General features: G+C 66.0%; 20 protein-coding genes. 12 read left to right on the top strand and 8 right to left on the bottom strand.

What is annotated here, in order from left to right:
• Positions 1-215: 215 nt before the first annotated feature.
• Positions 216-1,628 (bottom strand): NADP-dependent phosphogluconate dehydrogenase, encoded by a 1,413-nt coding sequence (gndA, locus tag ACR9ZJ_RS13955; RefSeq protein WP_481288085.1) that lies wholly within the window; start codon positions 1,626-1,628, stop codon positions 216-218.
• 224 nt (positions 1,629-1,852) lie between these two features.
• Between gndA and ACR9ZJ_RS13950 the strand changes: the two genes are divergently transcribed.
• The 4 genes from ACR9ZJ_RS13950 (at position 1,853) to ykgO (ending at position 4,798) form a co-directional block, all read left to right on the top strand.
• The gene (locus ACR9ZJ_RS13950) at positions 1,853-2,572 is read left to right on the top strand and encodes a CoA transferase subunit A (RefSeq protein WP_481280614.1); all 720 of its coding nucleotides are present in this window, start codon (positions 1,853-1,855) and stop codon (positions 2,570-2,572) included.
• 11 nt (positions 2,573-2,583) lie between these two features.
• Positions 2,584-3,219 carry a 3-oxoacid CoA-transferase subunit B gene (locus ACR9ZJ_RS13945; protein WP_481288084.1) on the top strand — a complete coding sequence of 212 codons (636 nt, stop codon included), beginning with the start codon at positions 2,584-2,586 and terminating at the stop codon, positions 3,217-3,219.
• 450 nt (positions 3,220-3,669) lie between these two features.
• Positions 3,670-4,584, top strand: a complete 915-nt coding sequence (locus tag ACR9ZJ_RS13940) for a LysR substrate-binding domain-containing protein (RefSeq protein WP_481288083.1) — start codon at positions 3,670-3,672, stop codon at positions 4,582-4,584.
• An 88-nt stretch (positions 4,585-4,672) separates the two neighbouring features.
• Entirely contained in the window at positions 4,673-4,798 is a 126-nt protein-coding gene (gene ykgO, locus ACR9ZJ_RS13935; protein ID WP_029213509.1) for a type B 50S ribosomal protein L36, read from the top strand.
• A 315-nt stretch (positions 4,799-5,113) separates the two neighbouring features.
• Here ykgO and ACR9ZJ_RS13930 read toward each other — a convergent pair whose 3' ends face one another.
• The 6 genes from ACR9ZJ_RS13930 to ACR9ZJ_RS13905 form a co-directional block, all read right to left on the bottom strand.
• Positions 5,114-6,910, bottom strand: a complete 1,797-nt coding sequence (locus tag ACR9ZJ_RS13930; RefSeq protein WP_481288082.1) for a tetratricopeptide repeat-containing diguanylate cyclase — start codon at positions 6,908-6,910, stop codon at positions 5,114-5,116.
• A 4-nt stretch (positions 6,911-6,914) separates the two neighbouring features.
• The gene (locus ACR9ZJ_RS13925; RefSeq protein ID WP_481288081.1) at positions 6,915-7,226 is read right to left on the bottom strand and encodes a hypothetical protein; all 312 of its coding nucleotides are present in this window, start codon (positions 7,224-7,226) and stop codon (positions 6,915-6,917) included.
• Between the two features lie 182 nt (positions 7,227-7,408).
• A complete protein-coding gene (locus ACR9ZJ_RS13920; RefSeq protein ID WP_481288080.1) occupies positions 7,409-7,903 on the bottom strand; it encodes an Ohr family peroxiredoxin in 495 nt (164 codons plus the stop codon).
• Between the two features lie 15 nt (positions 7,904-7,918).
• Complete coding sequence (locus ACR9ZJ_RS13915) at positions 7,919-8,695, bottom strand: SDR family oxidoreductase (protein WP_481288079.1); 777 nt, start codon at positions 8,693-8,695, stop codon at positions 7,919-7,921.
• A gap of 77 nt (positions 8,696-8,772) precedes the next feature.
• A complete protein-coding gene (locus ACR9ZJ_RS13910; protein WP_481280621.1) occupies positions 8,773-9,774 on the bottom strand; it encodes a LysR family transcriptional regulator in 1,002 nt (333 codons plus the stop codon).
• Between the two features lie 11 nt (positions 9,775-9,785).
• Entirely contained in the window at positions 9,786-10,052 is a 267-nt protein-coding gene (locus ACR9ZJ_RS13905) for a sigma factor-like helix-turn-helix DNA-binding protein (RefSeq protein ID WP_481280622.1), read from the bottom strand.
• Between the two features lie 145 nt (positions 10,053-10,197).
• Here ACR9ZJ_RS13905 and ACR9ZJ_RS13900 point away from each other — a divergent pair, with 145 nt between their 5' ends.
• The 3 genes from ACR9ZJ_RS13900 to ACR9ZJ_RS13890 all read left to right on the top strand — a co-directional run bounded on the left by ACR9ZJ_RS13900 (position 10,198) and on the right by ACR9ZJ_RS13890 (position 12,075).
• Positions 10,198-10,698: a carboxymuconolactone decarboxylase family protein gene (locus tag ACR9ZJ_RS13900; protein ID WP_481288078.1), complete on the top strand. Its 501-nt coding sequence runs from the start codon at positions 10,198-10,200 to the stop codon at positions 10,696-10,698.
• Between the two features lie 10 nt (positions 10,699-10,708).
• A complete protein-coding gene (locus ACR9ZJ_RS13895) occupies positions 10,709-11,113 on the top strand; it encodes a cupin domain-containing protein (protein ID WP_481280624.1) in 405 nt (134 codons plus the stop codon).
• Between the two features lie 68 nt (positions 11,114-11,181).
• Positions 11,182-12,075, top strand: a complete 894-nt coding sequence (locus tag ACR9ZJ_RS13890) for an RNA polymerase sigma-70 factor (RefSeq protein WP_481280625.1) — start codon at positions 11,182-11,184, stop codon at positions 12,073-12,075.
• Positions 12,076-12,086: 11 nt separating this feature from the next.
• On the opposite strand, the gene ACR9ZJ_RS13885 is transcribed toward ACR9ZJ_RS13890, so the two are convergent.
• Positions 12,087-13,484, bottom strand: coding sequence for a class II fumarate hydratase (locus tag ACR9ZJ_RS13885; protein ID WP_481288077.1), 1,398 nt, complete (start codon positions 13,482-13,484; stop codon positions 12,087-12,089).
• 171 nt (positions 13,485-13,655) lie between these two features.
• Here ACR9ZJ_RS13885 and purB point away from each other — a divergent pair, with 171 nt between their 5' ends.
• The 5 genes from purB to ACR9ZJ_RS13860 form a co-directional block, all read left to right on the top strand.
• The gene (gene purB / locus ACR9ZJ_RS13880; RefSeq protein WP_481288076.1) at positions 13,656-15,023 is read left to right on the top strand and encodes an adenylosuccinate lyase; all 1,368 of its coding nucleotides are present in this window, start codon (positions 13,656-13,658) and stop codon (positions 15,021-15,023) included.
• 100 nt (positions 15,024-15,123) lie between these two features.
• Positions 15,124-16,326 carry a JmjC domain-containing protein gene (locus ACR9ZJ_RS13875; RefSeq protein ID WP_481288075.1) on the top strand — a complete coding sequence of 401 codons (1,203 nt, stop codon included), beginning with the start codon at positions 15,124-15,126 and terminating at the stop codon, positions 16,324-16,326.
• Between the two features lie 8 nt (positions 16,327-16,334).
• Positions 16,335-16,817, top strand: a complete 483-nt coding sequence (locus tag ACR9ZJ_RS13870; protein ID WP_481288074.1) for a DUF7931 domain-containing protein — start codon at positions 16,335-16,337, stop codon at positions 16,815-16,817.
• Between the two features lie 132 nt (positions 16,818-16,949).
• Positions 16,950-19,802, top strand: coding sequence for a 2-oxoglutarate dehydrogenase E1 component (locus tag ACR9ZJ_RS13865; RefSeq protein WP_481280630.1), 2,853 nt, complete (start codon positions 16,950-16,952; stop codon positions 19,800-19,802).
• Positions 19,803-19,809: 7 nt separating this feature from the next.
• The coding region (locus ACR9ZJ_RS13860; RefSeq protein WP_481288073.1) for a biotin/lipoyl-containing protein at positions 19,810-20,289 on the top strand (480 nt) is incomplete at its 3' end.

Raw genomic sequence — 20,289 nt, 5'->3', positions numbered from 1 at the left:
AGATGTGTATAAGAGACAGACATGAAACAACGTACTCCCTCGTTGGACACGGCACGATACACCGACGCCTGGTGTGCTGCCGATCCGGCAACTCTAAAGGGAGGGTTCCTACAGCGCCAGCACCCGGCGGCTGACCTGCGTCGCAAGTCCACGCCTACGACGTCCGCCGAGGGCCTTCCGCCCGGCGCACGGCGGGCGGAAGGCCGTTCAGTCCGTCATTCCACCCATTCGGCGTGGAAGCTGCCCTTCTCGTCCAGGCGTTCGAAGGTATGCGCCCCGAAGTAGTCACGCTGCGCCTGGATCAGGTTCGCTGGCAACGTCTCCGCCCGATAACTGTCGTAGTAGGCGATGGCCGCGGAGAAGCCGGGCACCGGCACACCCACGCGTACCGCCTCGCCCACGACCTCGCGCAAGGCCGCCTGGTACTCCTGGGCGATGTCGCGGAAGTACGGATCGAGCAGGAGGTTCTTCAGCGCGCCATCGGTCCGGTAGGCGTCGGTGATCTTCTGCAGGAAACGGGCGCGGATGATGCAGCCGGCACGGAAGATCTTCGCGATCGCGCCGTAGTCGAGATTCCACTGGTTCTCGTCCGAGGCCGCACGCAGTTGGGCGAAGCCCTGGGCGTAGGAGATGATCTTGCTCATGTACAGGGCGCGCCGCACCGATTCGACGAAGGCCTTGCGGTCGCCGTGGAACGCCTCCGTTTTCGGGCCGGCCAGCCGCTTGCTGGCTTCGACCCGCTCCTCCTTCATGGACGACAGGACGCGGGCGAACACCGACTCGGTGATCAGGGTGAGCGGTACGCCGAGGTCGAGCGCGCTCTGGCTCGTCCACTTGCCGGTGCCTTTCTGCGCGGCGCGGTCGAGGATCACGTCCACCAGCATCTTGCCGCTCTTGTCGTCCTTCTTGCGGAAGATCTTCGAGGTGATCTCGATGAGGAAGCTGTCCAGTTCGCCCTCGTTCCATTCACGGTAGACGTCGGCCAGTTCCTCGTTCGAGAGGCCCACGACATGCTTCAGCACCGCATAGCTTTCCGCGATGAGTTGCATGTCGCCGTACTCGATGCCGTTGTGCACCATTTTCACGTAATGACCCGCGCCACCCGGGCCGATGTAGACGACGCAAGGCTCACCGTCGGGTGCCTTGGCCGCGATCTCGGTGAGGATGGGGGCGACCAGGTCGTAGGCGTCGCGCGGACCGCCGGGCATGATCGACGGCCCCTTCAGGGCGCCCTCCTCACCACCCGAGACGCCGGTGCCGATGAAATGCAAGCCATCCTTGGCCAATTCCTCGCCACGACGCACGGTGTCCTTGTAGTACGTGTTGCCGCCGTCGATCAGGATGTCGCCCTTGTCCAACAAGGGGCGCAATTGCTCGATCACGGCGTCGGTGCCCTTGCCCGCCTGCACCATGAGCAGGATGCGGCGCGGTTTCTCGAGCGAGTCGACGAAATCCTCCAGGCTGTAGCTGGGCACCAGCTTCTTTCCCTGGCTCTGGGCCATGACCTCGTCGGTCTTTTCCTTGCTCCGGTTGAAGATGGATACCGCATGACCTCGGCTCTCGATGTTCCAGGCGAGGTTGCGGCCCATCACGGCCATGCCGACGACACCGATCTTCTGCTTGCTCACGTTGGATTCTCCGGGCTCGGGGGCTTCGAGGAACATAAGGATGGAGGACTTCCGATCAAATCCCCGTTCATGGTGCCGATGCTTGCAAGAATCGGGTGTGGGTTACGAAGGACGACCCGGCGGCAAGGGGGATTGGACCAAAGGGCAACCACGGGGCGGGGCGGTGCTCGGCTATCATGGGCGGCGAACCGGCGGCGGGACCGTCCGGATGGAATCGATGACGCATGAACCAGGTGAAGTCGCACTCGCGCGACAAACGTGTCGCCTCCGCTCGCGAGGCACTGGCCGGTCTGGTCGCCGACGGACAGACCGTCGCCGTGGGCGGTTTCGGCCTCTGCGGTATTCCCGAACTCCTGATCGAGGCGCTGCGCGATTCCGGCGTCACCGGCCTCACCGCGGTCTCCAATAACGCCGGCATCGACGGCGTGGGCCTGGGCCTGCTGTTGCAGACCCGCCAGATCCGCAAGATGGTTTCCTCCTACGTCGGCGAGAACAAGGAATTCGAGCGGCAGTTCCTGGCCGGCGAACTCGAGGTGGAGTTCACTCCGCAGGGCACGCTCGCCGAGAAGCTGCGCGCCGGTGGCGCGGGCATCCCCGCGTTCTTCACCCGCACCGGCTACGGCACCCAGGTGGCCGAAGGCAAGGAAGTGCGCGAATTCGACGGCAACATGTACGTGATGGAGCGATCCATCGTCGCCGACGTGGCACTGGTCAAGGCGTGGAAGGCGGACCCTTCGGGCAACCTCGTCTATCGCAAGACCGCGCGCAACTTCAATCCCATGGTCGCCACCGCCGGCAAGGTCTGCATCGCCGAAGTGGAGATCATGGTGGAGGTGGGCGAACTCGACCCGGACCAGATCCACACCCCGGGCATCTACGTCGACCGCATCGTGCACAATCCCGCGCCGTCCAAGCGCATCGAACAGCGCACCGTGCGCGCCTGAAGGAGAAGACCATGGCCTGGACCCGTGAACAGATGGCGCAGCGCGCCGCGCTGGAACTCTCCGACGGCGACTACGTGAACCTCGGCATCGGCCTGCCCACGCTGGTGGCCAACCATCTGCCAGACGGTGTCGACGTCTGGCTGCAATCGGAAAATGGCCTGCTCGGCATCGGCCCCTTCCCCACCGAGGACGAAGTGGACGCCGATCTGATCAACGCCGGCAAGCAGACGGTGACCGCCCGCGCCGGCGCATCGTTCTTCTCCAGCGCGGATTCATTCGCGATGATTCGCGGCGGCCACGTGGATATCTCCATCCTGGGCGCGATGCAGGTGACCTGCGAGGGCGACATCGCCAACTGGATGGTGCCCGGCAAGATGGTCAAGGGCATGGGCGGGGCGATGGATCTCGTCGCCGGGGTGAAGCGCGTCGTGGTGGTGATGGAACACACCGCGAAAGACGGTTCGCCGAAGATCCTCACCGAATGCACCCTGCCGTTGACCGGCAAGGGCGTGGTCGACCGGATCATCACCGACCTGGCGGTGTTCGACGTGACGCCTGGCGGGCTGGAACTGATCGAGATGGCCCCCGGCGTGGACGAGGCGACGATCAGGGCCGGCACGGGGTGTGGGTTTGTTTCGAAGCTCTGAGGGCATCGCCGACAAGTCGGCTCCCACAGGAAGCAAGAGCATCGCCGGCAGGGTCGGCTCCCACCGGGCAACACCAGGCTGGTGGGAACCGGCCCGACTAGTGGGAGCTGGTCTGTACTAGTGGAATTGGCCCGTACTGGTGAGGACCGGCTTGGTATTGGTGGGGACTGGCCCGGTTCTGGTGGGAGCCGACCTCGTCGGCGATAGGCGCCCCTACTCCCAAACACCCACAACACTTCCGAACGCCACAAAGAAAGTCGCCCCGCAGAAGACGCCTCAGCATGGGCCTCGGGGGGGAGGTAGGCCAGATGCCGGTAGTTAGCGTCGCTGCGAGGCGAGGGACCTACCGACCCAGGGGGAGGGGTTGGTGGTAGGCCGAGACGAATCATAGATTTCCTAGGAAATTCCGGCCAATATATCTTTCAGTGTCCACTTATTCGAAAAACGACTATGTTCGACCTGCGCCAACTGCGTTACTTCGTCGAGGTGGCCGAGACCCTCAGCTTCACCCAGGCCGCCCAGCGCCTGCACATTTCCCAGCCGCCACTTTCCCAGCAGATCCAGTCACTTGAAGCCGACCTGGGCGTGCGCTTGCTCGACCGAAACCGGCGCCGCGTCGCCCTTACCGAGCCTGGCCGGATCTTCCTGGTCGAGGCCAAGGCGATCCTTTCCCGCGCGGAGAGCGCCCGGACGGTCGTGGCGGAAGCCGCGGCCGGCTTCACCGGCCAACTCAGGCTGGCCTATGCGGTTTCCGTGTCCTTCCATCCCGCCTTGCCGGAAACCTTGCTGCGCTTTTCGCACGCGGCGGCGGGAGTGAGCCTGCACCTCGGCGAGATGCTCACCGGCGCCCAATACGACGCCCTCCTTTCCGGCCAGATCGACGTGGGACTGCTACGGGCGCACCCCGAGGGCGTAGCGAACGCCCGCCAGCTGAACGTCGAGGTGATCGACCACGAACCGCTGGTGATCGCCCTTCCCGCCCGTCATCGCCTGTCGAAGCAGGCCAGCCTGCGCATGGAAGCCCTGGCGGGAGAGCGATTCGTCGCCCCGCCACGTGCCCAGGCCACGACCTTGACCGACCGGCTGACCCTGCTCGCCAACAAGGCCGGCTTCCGCCCCAACGTCCGCCAGGAAGCGCAGCAGATTCCTTCGTTGCTCCCGCTCGTGGCCGCGGGACTGGGCGTGGCCCTCGTTCCGGCCTCGCTGCGGGCCGTCCACATGGATGGCGTCAGCTTCGTCCCGGTGGACGATCCGGAGGCCTATCTGTTGCTCGCGGTGGCCTCGCGCGCGGACAATACGTCCCCTGTGCTGGAGAGTTTCCTGCGCACCGTCCGCGAGGCGCGGGCGAAGCTAGGGCTCGGCTGAAAGACGAATGCTTCCCGGCGCTTGCGTAACGCCGGCCGGATCGTTACAATCCCGTTTTTCCTTGTCCGTAAAGTTTCAGGAGCTGGCCGTGAAGGTGCTTTCCTCTTTGAAGTCCGCGAAGTCGCGTCACCGTGACTGCAAAGTCGTTCGCCGTCGCGGCAAAGTGTTCGTGATCTGCAAGAGCAACCCCCGTTTCAAGGCTCGTCAGCGCTGATATTGCTGCGACGGGTTTAGAAAGAAAGGCCGCGAAAGCGGCCTTTTTTTTAGCTTGCCGCCAGGTGACAGGAACCGGAATCTGGCCGTGGGAGCCGACCTGTGGGAGCCGACTTTGTCGGCGATGGGTGCTTGCCGCGACCTGGCCCGCTGCCGCGGGATCGCCGACAAGGTCGGCTCCCACCAGGTTTCTCCTACCAGGCGGGTTTCTTCTACCAGGTAGGTTTCTTCCACCAGATGGGTTTCTTCCAGCGGGTAGGCTTCTTCTACCGGGTGATTTGTTCCACCGGGTGAGCTGCCTGGGCGGGTGGACTGCCTAGCCGCGTGCCTCGCTCAGGTACGGCGAGTCGGGAATGTCACCGGTGTCCCCCATGAAGACGCAGTTCCGGCCTGCCCGCTTCGCCCGGTAAAGCGCCGCATCGGCCACCACCAGCAGGCGATGCAACTCGAAGCCGCACTGCATCGTGCCGCCGATACCGAAGCTCGCCGTCACCACCAGGTTCGGACGGATCTGGGTGGCCGAGGTCGCCGCGATCGACAGCCGCAGCTGCTCCGCGCGTGCGCGCGCCTGCGCGGGACTGCAATCGGGCAGCAGCACCGCGAACTCCTCGCCGCCCAGGCGGCCGAATACATCGCAGGCATGCAAGGCGCGGCGGCAGACATCCACCGCGCGCTTCAGCACCTCGTCACCGACGGCATGACCGTAGGTATCGTTGACGCTCTTGAAGTGATCGAGATCGAAAAGGATGAGACACGCGCCGCGATCCGAGCGCGCGCCATAGGCCAGAACCCGCTCCGCCTGTTCGACGAAGTGCTCGCGATTGCAGATGCCGGTGAGGCCGTCGCGGCGCGCCAGTTTCATGAAACGCAACTGGGAACGGCGCAACCAGAGCACCAGCCAGGCGATCGCACCCAGCCCAGCAAGCAGGACGAAGATGTACAGACGGCCCGTCTCGACTTCCTTGCGGTCGAGCGCCCCGGTAAGGCGAAGGATCTCGTTCTGCTTGTTCAGTGCTTCGACTTCCGCCTTGCGCGCGAGCAACTGCTGGTCGACGATCTGGAAGGCCAGGCTGCGTGCGCCCACGTCGTCCAGATAGCCCTTGTCGGCGGCCATGAATTTCTCGTGGTACGCCAGGGCCGCCGCCGCGTTGCCCAGTTGCTGCTCCACCTGGTAAAGCACGCCGTAACCCATCCGGCGCGGATCGGTGAATTCGTCACGGATCGAACCGGCCACGGCGGACAGGCCGAAGCGGCGCGCGTTGGCCAGGTCGCCCAGCTTGAGGTACGCCTGCGCGAGGGTCGCATCGTATTCCGCCAGCAACGCCGGATAATTCAGCCCGCGCGCCCGGTCGCGCGTATCCGCGAGTATCTTCACCGCCTCGGCGGGACGCCCCTGGGCGAGATGGAACGCCGCGATGTCCGAGCGCATGCTCTCGGCGAACACGTCGTCGCCCGCCGCGTCGCAGGTTTCGACCGCACGCAGGTACATCGGGTCCAGTATCTCGAGCCGGCTGGCCTCCCGTCGTGCGCGCAGCAGGTGCTGGGCTCCCTTGCAGATGGTCTCGCCAGGCGGCGGGTTTTCCATCATTTCCTTGGCGTATGCCTCGGCCTGCTCGAACTGGCCGGCGGAACTGAGCAACTGCGACGCCTCGCCCAGGGCCTGGAAACGTGCCTTCCGGTCGCGAATCGACGGCATCAGTTCCTGCAATTGATTCAACCGTATGAAGGCGTCCTGATAACGGTGGCCGATGCCGAGCAGGTTGATCAGTGTCGCGGTCGCGCGCAACCGCAAGACGTTGTCGTTGGCGTTGTCCGCCACGTCCTCCAGGGCCTTCCTGCCGGCGTCGTAATCGCCCACCCACGTGGCGCGCCAGCCTTGAAGGAAACGCAGTTTCCACCGCTCGGCAGGCGCGAGTTTCGCTTCGAATCGCGCGAGATCGTCGATCAGGTGGCCGAAGGCGGCGAAATCGGTAGATTTGATCGTGTCCGCGCGCGCCAGGATCGCCTCGGGCGACGACGGATTTCCGACCGTTGCCGCAGGCACCGCGGCGACGAACACCAGCAGGCAAGCCGCCAGTGTCGCGAGCGCATGCCGCCACGCGCTCCGCTTCACGGCCTCAGCGGTGCGTGCCCGTGGGCGGCATGTAAGCGACCGTGTCGTCCGGCTCGCCGTCTCCATCCTCATCCTCGCCATCGAGCGGATCCTCCTGTTCCTCGTGCTCGGGGCCTATCGGCATCTGCGTGGAAAAATACACGCGCTGGCCGAGCAGCAACCGAACGGCATCGCCATCCTTCGCACCGAACGCATCACGAAGATCACCGTCGTCGACACCGGCATCCCGCAAGGCGGCATCGACGGCGTCCGTCGAAGCGTGCCGCAACGACGCGTCACTCCCGACGCGCGCGAGAAACTCGATGACCTTCCCCATGCTTTCCCGTTCCCCGGCCCAGGATGTCACCCCGGCCCTCGCGGCGATCCTCCCCTCGAGGTCACTCGCGGATCGGATCATAGCCTCATGGGCCACGCCGGAGTAGTAGGCCACCCGGCTGGGCCAAAGGAAATGTGACGCAGGATCAGATACCTGGCGTGACAGGCAATGTTTCTACGCGATCAATCCGCCAGTTGCACGACGCACTCGATGCCCTGCCGCGCCATCTTCGCGTAAGGACACAAGCGCTCGGTGTTGCGGACCAGGGCCTCGGCGATGTGACGGGCCACGCCGGGCAAAGCGATACGCACGTGGGCGGCGAGCGTGAACAAGCCGTCGGCCGGGTCGCGGCCGAAGGTCACGGCGGCGGTCACCGCCGCGTCGGCGGGAACGGCGATGCGCTCGCGCATCGCCAGCAGGCAGAGCGCCCCATGGAAGCAGGCGGCGAAACCCGCCGCGAACAGCTGTTCCGGATTGCTTCCTCCCCCGGGACCGCCCATCTCCGGGGGCAGGCGCAGCGATACGTCGAGATTGCCGTCGCTGGAGCGGGCGGCACCCGAGGCGCGGCCATGCGCCGCTTCGCCGCCGGTCACCGTGACGGTACCCGTGTACAACGGAGCGAAATCGTCTCTGTCGTACCGGTCGAGGAACGAGACCGGCGGTGGCGTCGGTTTCACGATGGATCCGTCGATTCAGGCCGCGGAAGCGAAGCTGGCGTACTGGGACGACTTCAGCCAGGCATGGAAATCGATCTTGCCCAGCATCGCGTCCGGCCCCGGCAACAAGCTGTCGTCGGCGAGCACGGCACCGAAATACGGCGCATTGGCGTCGCCGACCACGTGGTGCGGATCGTTGATGATCGACAGGAACCGGCCGACCAGGTCGGACATGCGCAGCTTGTCGGGTCCGGCGATCTCGATCACGCCGTTGACGGGCTTGCCCAGCGAGGTCCTCGCCACGGCATCGGCCACGTCGTCCGAGGCGATGGGCTGGATATAGCCCGTCGACAAGGTGATGGTGTCCCCGCCGGCGGCCGACTTCGCGATGCCGGCCAGGAACTCGAAGAACTGCGTGGAATGGATGATGGTGTACGGCACGCCCGATTCGCGGACGATCGTCTCCTGCGCGACCTTTGCGCGCATGTAGCCGCTGCCGGCGGCCGCGACGCGGTCGGTGCCGACGATCGACAAGGCCACATGGTGGGCGATGCCCGCGCGCCGCTCCGCCGCGACGAGGTTGCGACCGGAGGTCTGGAAGAAATCCAGTACCGCCTTGTCTTCGAACGAGGGGGAATTGGCCAGGTCGATGACCGTGTCGACGCCGGCCATGGCCTCGTCCAGCCCTTCGCCGGTGAGCGTATTCACGCCTGACGAGGGCGATGCGGCGATCGCCTCGTGGCCCTTTGCGCGCAGGCGCTGCACGACCTTGCTTCCGATGAGGCCGGAGCCGCCGATGACCAGGAATTTCATGATGGGATACCTATCTTGCTTTGACGTGACTGGATCGTAGGAGGCGGGCATGGGTACCGGTAGGACCGCGCGCGGGATCACGATGTTGCCGTCGATGCACCAATCGGCAGGGTGCTGCCGCACTCCAGGTCCAGCGCGCGAATGGCGGGAACCATGAAGTCGATGAACACGCGGATGCGCGAAGGCAACTGCTGCCGGCTCTGGTAACAGATGTAGTGGCCGCGGTCGTCGGGCGCGTATTGCGGCAGGCAAGCGACGAGGCGCCCGGCCCGGAGGTGCGCGCATACCTGGTACCCCGCGAGCTGGGCGATCCCCCTCCCGTCCAGCACCGCCTGCAACACCAGGTCGGGATCGTTGAAGGCGTCCATGGCGGGCGGCAGGGTCTTGTATGGCCTGCCGTCGACCTTGAATTCCCATTCGCCGATACGGCCCGAGGCCAACCGTAGATGGATGGCCCGATGCGAGGCCAGATCCTCGATCCGTTCGATGGCGCCGCGGGCACGCAGGTAGTCCGGCGTGGCGCACACGAACATCTGCATGGGGACGACCTGCCGGGCGATGACCTGGCTGTCCTCCAGCCGCCCGTTGCGGAACGACACGTCCACGCGGTCGGCGGTGAAGTCGAGGGGATGATCGTCCAGGGCCAGGTCGACCGCGATCTCGGGGAACGTGTCCCGGAAGCGCTTCAACAGCGGAGCCACCACGTTGCGGCCAAAACCGACGGGCGCGCCGATACGCAAGCGTCCCCGCGGAGGCCCATCGCGAAGTTCGCGCATGTCGTCCAGCGCCTGGGCGATGCGTTCCACGCCGGGATGGCAGTTCTCGAAGAAGATCTCGCCTTCCCGGGTGAGCGCGGTGCTGCGAGTGGTTCGGGAAAACAGCCGCGCGCCCACTTGCTGTTCGAGCTTCTGCACGCTGCGGCTCACGGCGGAGCGGCCGATGCCGAGGCGATCGGCGGCCCTGGCGAAACTGCCCTCGGACACCACGGCGATAAAAGCGATCACACCGGCATAGCTGGCGGAGAACGAGGTGGCGAGGGTATCGACGGTCTCCACCGGCGACGATGGATAGTGGCTCATGGGCAGGTTCCTCATTCCACGGCGCGGCGTGGACCGGCCGCTTGTATGTGTGCGCGAGCCAACTCGACCAGGGCATGGCATGCCACCGCGTCCTTGCGCAGCAGCATGGCCACCTCGTCGATGCTCGCATCGAAGATGTCACTCATCAGGAAGGCGACCCGGGCCTCTGCCGGCAGCTCGTCGAGCGCATCCAGGAATCCCGCCCACACGGCATCGACTGTATGTCGTGTCGACAGCTGCCTGCGCAGCCATTCATACGTGCGAGTGATCGGGTCCATGTTTCATAGACGTGGGCATCCGGCGGTTTGTGACACGCGATTGGTGCACGCCACGCAACACGATGATCCCGCGCACGGACCTACCGGCCGCCTGTTACGCGGACCTAGGCTACGGCCGGTAATCACTCCCGAATGAGGAAGCACCATGACCCAGCGTCTCGATTACCAGCAGCAATCGCCCGAGCTGACCAGGAAGCTCATGGAACTCAGCATGGCGGAGGCCAAGTGCGCGATCGAAGAATCGATCCGCCACCTGGTCCACATTCGCGCTTCGCAGATCAATGGCTGCGCGTTCTGCGTCGACATGCACGTCAAGCAGGCGGTCATCCACGGCGAGCGCGCCCTGCGCCTGCACCACATCGCCGTCTGGCGCGAATCGAACCTGTTCTCGCCGCGCGAACGCGCCAGCCTGGCCTGGACGGAAGCACTCACCCAGATTCCCGCGCAGGGTGTCGCGGACGACGTCTACGAGCGGGTCCGTGGCCAGCTTTCCGAAAAGGAAATCTCCGACCTGACCTTCGTCGTCGCGGTCATCAATGCGTGGAACCGCATGAACGTGGCCTTCCGCAATGTCCCCGGCACGATGGACAAGGCCTGGGGCCTCGACAAGGCCGGCCTTTCCGAACCCGTCGCCACCGCCGCCTGAGGAACCCGCCATGCGTATTTTCAAGACACTTGCCTTCCTGCTCGCCCTTTCGCCCGGCCTCGCACTCGCCCAGGATGCCGGGGCACCCCAGGCCACCGTCACCGATCTCATGAGCAAGGCGCTGAAGGACTACCCTGGCAAGGAGATCACCCTGATCAACGTCGATTACCCGCCCGGCGCCGTCGACCCCGTTCATCGCCACGATGCCCATGCGGTCGTCTATGTGCTGGAGGGAAGCATCGTGATGGGCGTGCGCGGACAGCCCGAGCAGACGCTCAAGGCGGGCGATACCTTCTATGAGGGCCCGGACGATGTGCACACGATCGGCCGCAACGCCAGCAAGACCGCGCCGGCCAGGTTCGTCGTGTTCCTGTTGAAGGACAAGAAGAATCCGGTGCTGACCATCGTCCACTGAGACGAAAAACCGCCGTGTGAGACGATTCTGCAAGGACCTGTCACAGGGGAACTGGCAAGATCGTCTCCATGGGTATGAACGACGCCACGGCCACCTTCTCCGCCTTGCGGCCTCGCCTGCACGGGATCGCTTACCGCATGCTCGGTTCGGTGGCCGAGTCCGAGGACGTGGTCCAGGACATCTGGCTCAGCTGGAACGCCGCCGAGCACGCGGCTATCGAGAACGCGGAGGCGTGGCTGGTCGCCGCCACCACGCGTCGCGCGATCGACCGGCTCAGGGCGGCGAAGGTCCGGCGCGAGGAATACGTCGGCATCTGGCTGCCCGAGCCCGTCCTCACCGACCATGGCGCCTCGCCCGAGGACGTGCAGGAACTGGCGGGCGACGTGTCCGTCGCCTTCCTGCTGCTACTGGAACGGCTATCCCCCGAAGCCCGCGCCGCCTTCCTGCTGCGCGAAGTCTTCGATATCGATTACGCCGAGATCGCGGGCACCATCGGCAAGAGCGAAGCGGCGTGCCGCCAGCTCGTGCACCGCGCGAAGGACCAGCTGCGCGACGAGCGCCCCCGCCACGCGGCACCGCGCGAGGCGCACCTCGCGCTCATGCGGCGCTTCGCGGAGGCGTTGGCGAACGGCGACTTCCCGGCCATCCGCTCCATGCTCGCCGTGGATGCCGACCTCAGCGGCGACGGTGGCGGCAAGGTCACCAGCTTCCCCAAGCCCATGCTCGGCGGCCAGCGCATCGCGCAGCTCTTCTATGCCTCGCATCTGCGTTACGGCGCCGCCGTGGAAGTACGGCTGACGCGCATCAACGGCGAATGGGCCTTCCTGCGCTATATCGAAGGCCAGTTGGAATCCGCGCAGACCTTTGTGACGGACGGCGAGAAGATCCTCAGCATCCACGTGCAGCGGAATCCCGACAAGCTGCGGCGAATCGAGCAGGGCCTGCAAGGATTCGCCGCCTAGGTGGCCCGTGCTCAGCCGCCGCCGCCGCCACCGCCGTGGATACCGCCCTTGGTCAACGCGGCAGGGTCGAGCAGCTTCGCCAGTTCGGCCTTGGACAAGCCCGTGGTTTCCAGCGCCACGTCCATGATGGGGCGCTTCTCCTTGTATGCCTGCTTCGCGGTGGCCGCGCCCTTCTCGTAGCCGATCACCGGATTGAGGGCGGTGACGAGGATCGGGTTCTTGTCCAACGCCTCGCGGATATGTTCTTCGTTGACCTTGAAGCCGGCGATCGCCTTGTCCGCGAGCAGCGTGACGACGTTGGCGAGGATCTCGATCGACTGCAACAGGTTGTACGCGATCACGGGGAGCATCACGTTGAGCTGGAAATTGCCCGACTGCCCCGCCACCGCGATCGTCGCGTCGTTGCCGATCACCTGGGCGGCGACCATGGCGGCCGCCTCGGGAATCACGGGGTTGACCTTGCCCGGCATGATCGACGACCCCGGTTGCAACGCCGGCAGCTCGATCTCACCCAGGCCCGCCAGCGGACCTGAATTCATCCAGCGCAGGTCGTTGGCGATCTTCATCACGCCGACCGCCAGCGCGCGGAGCTGGCCGGAGAGTTCCACCGGAGCGTCCTGCGCGGCCATTCCCGCGAAATAGTTATCCGCCGATTCGAACCTGACTCCCGTCAACTTCGACAGTTCGGCCGCGACCGTGGGGCCGAACTTCGGGTCGGCATTGATACCCGTACCCACGGCGCTGCCGCCTTGCGGCAAGCGCCGGGTGCGCTTGAGCGTGTCCGTGATGCGTTCGGCCGCGTCGCCCATCTGCGCCGACCAGCCGGACAGTTCCTGGCCGAAGGTGATCGGCATCGCGTCCATCAGGTGGGTGCGTCCCGTCTTGACGACCTTCTTCAATTCCCTGGCGCGGGCGTCGATCGTCTTGCGCAGGTGCTTGAGGGCCGGCAGCAACTTCTCGCTCGTGGCCAGCGTGGCGCTCACCAGGATGGCGGTGGGAATCACGTCGTTGGAGCTCTGCCCGGCGTTCACATGATCGTTCGGATGCACCTTGCTGCCGGCGGCCTCGGCGAGGTGGGCGATCACCTCGTTGGCGTTCATGTTGGAACTGGTGCCCGAGCCGGTCTGGAAGACATCGATGGGGAAGTGTTCGTCGACCTCGCCGGCGGCGACCTTTCCGGCCGCGGCGCGGATGGCCTTGGCCGAGGCCTTGTCCAGGTGGCCGAGCTTGACGTTGGCTTCGGCCGCGGCCGACTTGATGAGGCCGAGCGCCCGGATGAATTCGCGCGGCATGGTCAGCCCGGACACGGGAAAGTTATCCACCGCGCGCTGGGTCTGCGCGCCATAGAGCGCCTTGGCCGGTACCTTCAACTCGCCCATGCTGTCGCGTTCTGTGCGGAACTTGCTCATGCGGGAACTCCGGTGGGGGACTTGCATACAGTAAGGCCGCATCGAGTCGTTTTGTAGGATGGGGGCGTGCCCCCGCCGCCTTGCTACCCAGCCGGCTTGGTGGGAGCCGACCCTGTCGGCCATGGGGCGCTATAATCGCCGGCTGCACCCGCCACGCCTCCAGGAACGACCATGTCCCACGCCACGCTGACCGCCCTCTCGCCCCTGGACGGCCGCTATGCCGCGAAAGTGGGTTCGCTGCGCCCGATCTTCAGCGAGTTCGGCCTGATGCATCGCCGGGTGCACGTGGAAATCCACTGGCTGCTGGCCCTCGCCGCGCACCCCGGCATCGTCGAACTGCCTGCCTTTCCCGCCGGGGCGGTCACGCGCCTGCTGGCCATCGCCGACGACTTCTCGGTGGAAGACGGCGAACGGATCAAGACGATCGAAGCCACCACGAACCACGACGTCAAGGCGGTCGAATACTTCATCAAGGAAAAGATCGGCAACGATCCCGCCCTCGCCCAGGCCAAGGAGTTCGTCCACTTCGCCTGCACCAGCGAGGACATCAACAACCTCGCCTACTCGCTGATGTTGCGCGATGCGCGCGAATCGGTGCTGCTCCCCGCGCTGGACCAGGTCATCGCGACGCTTCGCGCCCTCGCCCACCAGCACGCGGGCCTGTCGCTGCTGTCGCGTACGCACGGCCAGACCGCCTCGCCCAGCACCATGGGCAAGGAGATCGCCAACGTGGTCGCCCGCCTGGAGCGCCAGCGCCGCCAGCTCGTCGCCATCGAGATCCCGGGCAAGATCAACGGTGCGGTCGGCAACTACAACGCGCACGTCATCTCGTATCCCTGCGTGGACTGGCCCGCGCTCGCGGCCGGTTTCGTCGACGGCCTGGGCCTGGTCTTCAATCCGTACACCACGCAGATCGAACCGCACGACGGCATCGCCGAGTTCGCCGACGTGCTGCGCCGGATCAACATCATCCTCATCGACCTCGCCCGCGACGTCTGGGGCTACATTTCGCTGGGCTATTTCCGCCAGGCGCTGAAAGCGGGCGAAGTCGGTTCCTCGACCATGCCGCACAAGGTCAACCCGATCGATTTCGAGAACGCCGAAGGCAACTTCGGCCTGGCCAACGCCCTGCTCGGCCACTTCGCGGAAAAGCTGCCGATCAGCCGCTGGCAGCGCGACCTCACCGACTCCACCGTGCTGCGCGCCCTGGGCACCGCCTTCGGCCATTCGCTGGTCGCGCTGGAATCGCTGATGAAGGGACTGGGCAAGCTCAACGTCAACGCCGAACGCATCGCCGCCGACCTCGACGCCAGCTGGGAAGTGCTCGCCGAAGCCGTGCAGACGGTGATGCGCCGCTTCGGCCTGCCGGAACCCTACGAGCAACTCAAGGCGCTGACGCGCGGCCAGGGCATCACGAAGGATTCGATGCGCGCCTTCATCGATGGCCTCGACCTCCCGACCGACGCCAAGAAAGCACTCGCCGAATTGACGCCCGCGTCGTACATCGGCCTGGCCGACAAGCTCGCCCGGGCTATTTGATTCACCAGGCAACAGCATCGCCGGCAGGTTCGGCTCCCACCAGGGCATGGCCATCAGGGGATGCCACCGGGGTCGGGTTGCAGCCATTACAATGCCGCGCATGGCCATCCAGACCCCCCCCCGCCAGCCCCGCCCTATCGAAGTGCGCGGTAGCGCCAGCCAGCCGCTCGGCATGAGCGCCACGCAGTTCCTGCGCGATTACTGGCAGAAGCGCCCGCTGCTCATCCGCAACGCCTTTCCGGATTTCCAGGCGCCGATCGAACCCGACGACCTCGCCGGCCTCGCCTGCGAGGAAGGCGTGCTCGCCCGCCTCATCGTCCACGACGAGAAGCGCGATCGCTGGACGGTGAAGAACGGGCCGTTCGAGGAAGCCGAATTCGGCAAGACGCCCAAGCGCGACTGGACCCTGCTGGTCCAGGACGTCGACAAATGGGATGCCGACGTGGCCGCCCTGCTCGATCACTTCGCCTTCCTGCCGAGCTGGCGCCTCGACGACATCATGATTTCCTATGCCGAGGATGGCGGCGGCGTCGGCGCCCATGTCGACCAATACGACGTCTTCCTGCTGCAAGGCATCGGCGAGCGCCACTGGGCGATCAGCGACGATCCGGACGCACCGCTCGACTTCCGCAACGACGTGGAACTCAAGCAGCTGCAAGTGTTCGAGCCGACCCACGAATGGCTGCTCGGCCCGGGAGACATGCTTTACCTGCCGCCCGGCGTGCCCCACGACGGCGTGGCCATCGGTAACTGCATGACGATCTCGATCGGCATGCGCGCGCCCTCGCAGGCCGAGTTGACCGGCGACCTCGCCGACTTCCTCGCCGAACGGATGCCGGAGGAACTGCGCTATGCCGACCCCGACCTCGTCCCGGCGAAGCGCGCCGGCGAGATCGACACCGCCGCATTGAACCGCCTGCGCCAGGCCCTGCCCTTCGCGGCGGCACTCGACCGCGACCTGCTGGCCGACTGGTTCGGCCGTTTCATCACCCGCTATCGCAACGCCCAGGTCGCCGCCGCGCCGCCGAAGGCCACCACCGAAGCCGCCTTCGACAAGGCCCTCGACGGGGGCGCGACCCTGGTCCGCCACCCCTATGCCCGGATCGCCTGGGTCAAGGGGAAGAAGGACGCCACCCTCTTCGTCAGCGGTAACGCCTATGAATGCCCGGCGGCGCTGGCCGAACGCCTGGCCGCCGAGCGCGAAGTCGCCTTCGACCGCCTTCCTTCGGCGATGGAAAAACAGGTGCTGCTCGCCCTGGTCAACGAGGGCCTGCTCGGCGTGCGCAAGGGCCGGCGCCGGTGAACGGCGGGGTGGACCCGATCCTGGCGGCGGAAGACCGTGCCGGTCTCGAAGCCGCCCACCTGCGCCTGCTGGCCGGCGCACGCCACCGGATCTCGATCTACCTGCCCCTGCTGGAACCCGGGGTGCTCGACAGCGACCCCGTGCACGTCGAACTGCGCCGGGTAGCCACCAGCGGCCGGCAGGCGCAGATCCGCATCCTCACCCACGACGCCGAGCGTGGGCATCGCGATGGTCACCGTCTGCTCGCCCTCGCCCAGCGCCTTCCCACGGCGATCGCTGTCCGCGTGCCCACCGAGGAGGCCCATCTGCGCTACGGATCGGCCTTCACCACCGATCACGCCGGTGGCTTTCTGTTCAGGCCCGTGGCCGGGCGCTTCGAGGCGAGGGGCGCCCTCGACGAACCGGGTGAGACCTCTCGTCTTACGGCGTATTTCGACGAAGTCTGGGAGCGGGCCGAGCCGGCCTGGCAGATAAGACCACTCGGGATCTGACCTTCGCCGCAAGCGCATGAATGGGTTGGCGCAGCGCAGCAGCCCGGGGCTATAATTAACGGATTCTTATGCCGCAGGCGCTCCCCACATGCCGCGCGGCAGCCCGTCCTTTTCGTGTGTGCCGGTGGTGACGTGAGCGCAAACCTGATCCGCGAGTTTTCCGAATCCTCCCAACTCGCCGGCGGAAACGCCGATTACGTAGAGCAAGTCTACGAAGCCTGGCTAGCCGATCCCGGCTCCGTCCCGGCCGAATGGGACGGGTATTTCAAATCCTTCAAGGGCCGCGAGGCCGGTGATATCGCCCATTCCGGCGCCATCGCCCGCATCGAGGCGGCGCAGAAGCAGCGCCGCACCGCGGCCGCCGCGCCCGCTGCCGGCTCCGCCGACAACGCCTACGCCCAGAAACAGGCCGGGGTACTCCGCCTGCTCACGGCCTACCGCTCGCGCGGTCACATCGCCGCCCAGCTCGATCCGCTCGGCCTGACCGTTCCGGATATCGACACGCCCGACCTCGGCCTCGCCTTCCACGGCCTGTCCGACGCCGACCTCGACACCGAATTCGACGCGGGCACCTTCGCCGGCGGCGGCCAGCGCATGAAGCTGCGTGACCTGCTCGCGAAGCTGAAGCACATCTACACCGGCACCATCGGTGCCGAGTTCATGTACATCTCCGATTACGACCAGCGCGCCTGGATCTATTCGCGGCTGGAAAAGGCCGCGGGGTCCGCGGGGCTGCAGAAGGCCGCCAAGGTCCGCGTGCTGGAGGCGCTCACCGCCGCCGAGGGCCTGGAACGCTACCTGCACACCAAGTACGTCGGCCAGAAGCGCTTCTCGCTCGAAGGCGGCGACAGCCTCATCCCGATGGTCGACGACGTGGTCCGCGCGGCCGGCGACAACGGCGTGAAGGAACTCGTCATCGGCATGGCCCATCGCGGCCGCCTCAACGTGCTGGTGAACATCCTCGGCAAGGCGCCCTCGCAGCTCTTCAACGAGTTCGAAGGCAAGTTCGAGCACGACGACAGCCCGATCCATTCCGGCGACGTGAAGTACCACATGGGCTTCTCCGCCGACGTCAAGACGCCGAACGGCGGCGTGCACGTCGCGCTCGCCTTCAACCCGTCGCACCTGGAAATCGTCAACCCCGTGGTCGCCGGTTCCGTGCACGCGCGCCAGTCGCGACGCCGCGACACCGCCCGCGACAAGTCGATCGCCGTGCTGATCCATGGCGACGCCGCCTTCGCGGGCCAGGGCGTCAACATGGAACTCATGCAGATGTCGCAGGCCCGTGGCTTCGCCATCGGCGGCACGCTGCACATGGTGGTCAACAACCAGGTCGGCTTCACCACGTCCAAGCGCGAGGACGCCCGTTCCACGCTGTACTGCACCGACCTGGCCAAGATGGTCAACGCGCCGGTGTTCCACGTGAACGGCGACGACCCGGAAGCCGTGATCCAGGTCACCCGCCTGGCCTACGAGTTCCGCAAGCAGTTCAAGAAGGACGTGGTCATCGACCTCGTCTGCTATCGCCGCCACGGCCATAACGAGGCCGACGAGCCGGCCGCGACGCAGCCGCTCATGTACCAGGTCATCCGCAAGCGCCCCACCACGCGCGACCTGTACGCGCAGCAGCTGGTGAAGGAATCGGTCATCGGCGCCGACGACGGCCAGAAGATGCTCGACGATTACCGCGCCCGCCTCGAAAAGGGCGAGCCGCTGATCGCGATCGATCCCAACCCCACCCGCGACATTCCGGTCGACTGGACCCGCTTCCAGAAGAACAAGCTGTCGATGGAAGTGAACACGGGCGTGTCTCGCGACCAGCTGGGCAAGGTACTCGACGTCATCCTCGACGTTCCGTCGGATGTCACGCTTCACCCGCGTGTCGCCAAGATCTACGAAGACCGTCGCAAGATGGCCGCCGGCGAGCTTCCGGGCGACTGGGGCTTCGCGGAGAACCTCGCCTACGGCACGCTGATCGCCGAGGGCAACGATCTTCGCGTGGTCGGCCAGGACGCCGGTCGCGGCACGTTCTTCCATCGCCATGCGGTGCTGCACGACCAGAAGAGCGACGACACCTACATGCCGCTGTCCAGGGTGCGTGCGGACGCCCGTGTCGAAGTCATCGACTCGCTGCTTTCCGAAGAAGCCGTGATGGCCTTCGAGTACGGCGAAGCCACCACCTCGCCGGACCAGCTCACCATCTGGGAAGGCCAGTTCGGCGATTTCGCCAACGGCGCCCAGGTCGTGATCGACCAGTTCATCAGCTCAGGCGAGGCCAAGTGGGACCGCCTCTGCGGCCTCGCGCTGTTTCTCCCGCACGGCTATGAAGGCCAGGGCCCGGAGCATTCCTCCGCCCGCCTGGAGCGCTTCCTGCAACTGTGCGCGCTGGACAACATGCAGGTCTGCGTGCCCACCACGCCGGCGCAGGCCTTCCACATGATCCGCCGCCAGCAGGTGCGCCCCGTGCGCAAGCCGCTGATCGTGATGACGCCGAAGTCGCTGCTGCGCCACAAGCTGGCCGTGTCCTCGCTCGACGAACTGGCCAACGGCAAGTTCCAGCTGGTGATCGGCGAGCACCGCGACCTGCAGCCGAAGAAGGTCAAGCGCGTGGTGCTCTGCTCGGGCAAGGTCTATTACGACCTGCTCGAGGACGCCGAGAAGCGCCAGCTCACCGACGTCGCCATCGTCCGCGTCGAGCAGCTCTACCCGTTCCCGCGTCCGGAAGTGTCGGCCGAACTGGAAAAGTACCCTTCCGCCAAGGAAGTGGTGTGGTGCCAGGAAGAACCGATGAACCAGGGCGCCTGGTTCCAGATCCGTCACCACCTGCAGGCCAGCGTGGGGCCGAAGCACAGCCTGTCCTACGCGGGACGCGCTCGTTCGCCGGCACCGGCCGCGGGTCACCTCAACACCCATGTCGCCGAACAGGCGGCGCTCGTCGAACAGGCGCTGGTCGCGCCGGTCGGCACCGATCACGCAGCGGAGTAAGACAAGCATGTCCATCGAAGTCAAAGTCCCGGTCCTGCCCGAGTCGGTCTCCGACGCGCTCATCGCCACCTGGCACAAGAAAGCCGGTGACGCGGTCAAGCGCGACGAGAACCTGCTCGACCTCGAGACCGACAAGGTCGTCCTCGAAGTCCCGGCGCCGGTCGACGGCGTGTTGAAGGAAATCAAGTTCGAGGAAGGCGCCACGGTCACCAGCAGCCAGGTGATCGCCGTGATCGAGGAAGGCGCCGCCGCTGCCGCGCCCGCCCCGGCCGCCGCGCCCGCCGCCGCCGAAGCGCCGAAGGCCACCAAGGCCGACGCACCGGCCGCACCCAAGGGCGTCGATGAACTCTCCCCCGCCGGCCGCCGCGTCGCCGTGGAAGAAAACATCGACCCGTCCAAGGTCGCCGGCACCGGCCGCGATGGCCGCGTGACGAAGGAAGACCTGGTCAACGCCGGCAAGGGTAGTTCCTGTCTCTTATACACATCT

Source organism: Luteibacter sp. KNZ12-1A (genome assembly GCF_056755675.1).
This window is presented reverse-complemented; position numbering and strand designations above follow the sequence as displayed.

Coding starts and splice junctions, on each gene's coding strand:
- ACR9ZJ_RS13950 (WP_481280614.1), top strand. CDS start 1,853: ATGAACCAGGTGAAGTCGCACTCGCGCGACAAACGTGTCGCCTCCGCT.
- ACR9ZJ_RS13945 (WP_481288084.1), top strand. CDS start 2,584: ATGGCCTGGACCCGTGAACAGATGGCGCAGCGCGCCGCGCTGGAACTC.
- ACR9ZJ_RS13940 (WP_481288083.1), top strand. CDS start 3,670: ATGTTCGACCTGCGCCAACTGCGTTACTTCGTCGAGGTGGCCGAGACC.
- ACR9ZJ_RS13925 (WP_481288081.1), bottom strand. CDS start 7,226: ATGGGGAAGGTCATCGAGTTTCTCGCGCGCGTCGGGAGTGACGCGTCG.
- ACR9ZJ_RS13915 (WP_481288079.1), bottom strand. CDS start 8,695: ATGAAATTCCTGGTCATCGGCGGCTCCGGCCTCATCGGAAGCAAGGTC.
- ACR9ZJ_RS13910 (WP_481280621.1), bottom strand. CDS start 9,774: ATGAGCCACTATCCATCGTCGCCGGTGGAGACCGTCGATACCCTCGCC.
- ACR9ZJ_RS13905 (WP_481280622.1), bottom strand. CDS start 10,052: ATGGACCCGATCACTCGCACGTATGAATGGCTGCGCAGGCAGCTGTCG.
- ACR9ZJ_RS13900 (WP_481288078.1), top strand. CDS start 10,198: ATGACCCAGCGTCTCGATTACCAGCAGCAATCGCCCGAGCTGACCAGG.
- ACR9ZJ_RS13895 (WP_481280624.1), top strand. CDS start 10,709: ATGCGTATTTTCAAGACACTTGCCTTCCTGCTCGCCCTTTCGCCCGGC.
- ACR9ZJ_RS13890 (WP_481280625.1), top strand. CDS start 11,182: ATGGGTATGAACGACGCCACGGCCACCTTCTCCGCCTTGCGGCCTCGC.
- ACR9ZJ_RS13885 (WP_481288077.1), bottom strand. CDS start 13,484: ATGAGCAAGTTCCGCACAGAACGCGACAGCATGGGCGAGTTGAAGGTA.
- purB (WP_481288076.1), top strand. CDS start 13,656: ATGTCCCACGCCACGCTGACCGCCCTCTCGCCCCTGGACGGCCGCTAT.
- ACR9ZJ_RS13875 (WP_481288075.1), top strand. CDS start 15,124: ATGGCCATCCAGACCCCCCCCCGCCAGCCCCGCCCTATCGAAGTGCGC.